A 1,156-nucleotide genomic window follows, 5' to 3' on the forward strand; every position below is an offset into this window, starting at 1 on the left:
CTAGTGGATTGATTCCAACGTTTGGAACCCTCGGTTTCGGGCTGCGATGATGTCGTCGGGATTGGCTTTCCAGATGAAGGGTTTGGGGTTTGCGGCGTTGTATTCGCGGATGAATCGATTGATGGCGGCCTGGAGATCGACGAGGGAATGGAAGACCCCGTGTTTGAGCCGGCGTCGGGTCAGCTTGGCGAAGAAGCCCTCGACGGCATTGAGCCATGAGCTGGAGGTTGGCGTGAAATGGAAGGTCCAGCGCGGATGGCGGGCGAGCCATTGCTGGACCTTGTCCTTTTTGTGTGTCGCATAGTTGTCGAGGATCACGTGGATCGCTTTGTCCGCCGGCACTTCGCGCTCGATACGGTTGAGGAAACGGATGAACTCCTGATGACGATGGCGCTGCATGTTCTGCCCGATGACCGTTCCGTCCAGCACATTGAGAGCGGCGAACAGCGTGGTCGTGCCGTGCCGCTTGTAATCATGGGTCATGGTGCCTGCGCGGCCCTTCTTCATCGGCAGGCCGGGCTGGGTGCGGTCGAGCGCCTGGATTTGCGACTTCTCATCGACGGACAGCACCACCGCATGAGCCGGCGGATCGACATAGAGGCCGACGATTTCGGTGAGCTTCTCGGCAAACGCCGGGTCGTTCGACAGCTTGAAGCTGCGCCAGCGGTGCGGGCTGAGACCGTGCGCCTTCCAGATCGCCTGCACCGTCGAGGCGGCAACGCCAGCCACCTTCGCCATGGCGCGCACCGTCCAGTGGGTCGCCTCGTGCGGGGGCGGCTCATGCGTCAGGCGGACGATCTCGGCGACATGCGTGGGCGGGATCGGCGCCTTGCCGGGCGGACGGGATTTATCGCGAAGCAGACCCTCGACGCCTTCGTTCATGAAGCGTTCCTGCCATCGCCAGACGCAGGTCTTGGACTTGCCCGTCGCGGCCATGATCGCCGAGGTACCCAGACCATCGCCGCTCAGCAGCACAATACGGGCCCGCCAAACGTGCTTCTGCGGGCTCTGCGGGGCCGCTGTAATGTCGCACAATCGCTGACGGTCGGCGGCGGACAAGGTGAAAGTGATGCCATCGCGCATCCTCTCAGACTCGCACGCCAGCAAGCCGATGGGAATCCCCCCTCGGACTCTTTTGTTCCGGTCAATCCACTAG

1 protein-coding gene is annotated in these 1,156 nt (G+C 62.4%); it reads right to left on the reverse strand.

The window, feature by feature from the left end; genetic code table 11:
* The gene (locus tag BMX92_RS26725; protein WP_093022784.1) at positions 1–1,083 is read right to left on the reverse strand and encodes an IS630 family transposase; all 1,083 of its coding nucleotides are present in this window, start codon (positions 1,081–1,083) and stop codon (positions 1–3) included.
* Positions 1,084–1,156 lie beyond the last annotated feature (73 nt).

Origin of the sequence: Sphingobium sp. YR768, from assembly GCF_900111125.1 — a bacterium.
Lineage (GTDB): Bacteria > Pseudomonadota > Alphaproteobacteria > Sphingomonadales > Sphingomonadaceae > Sphingobium.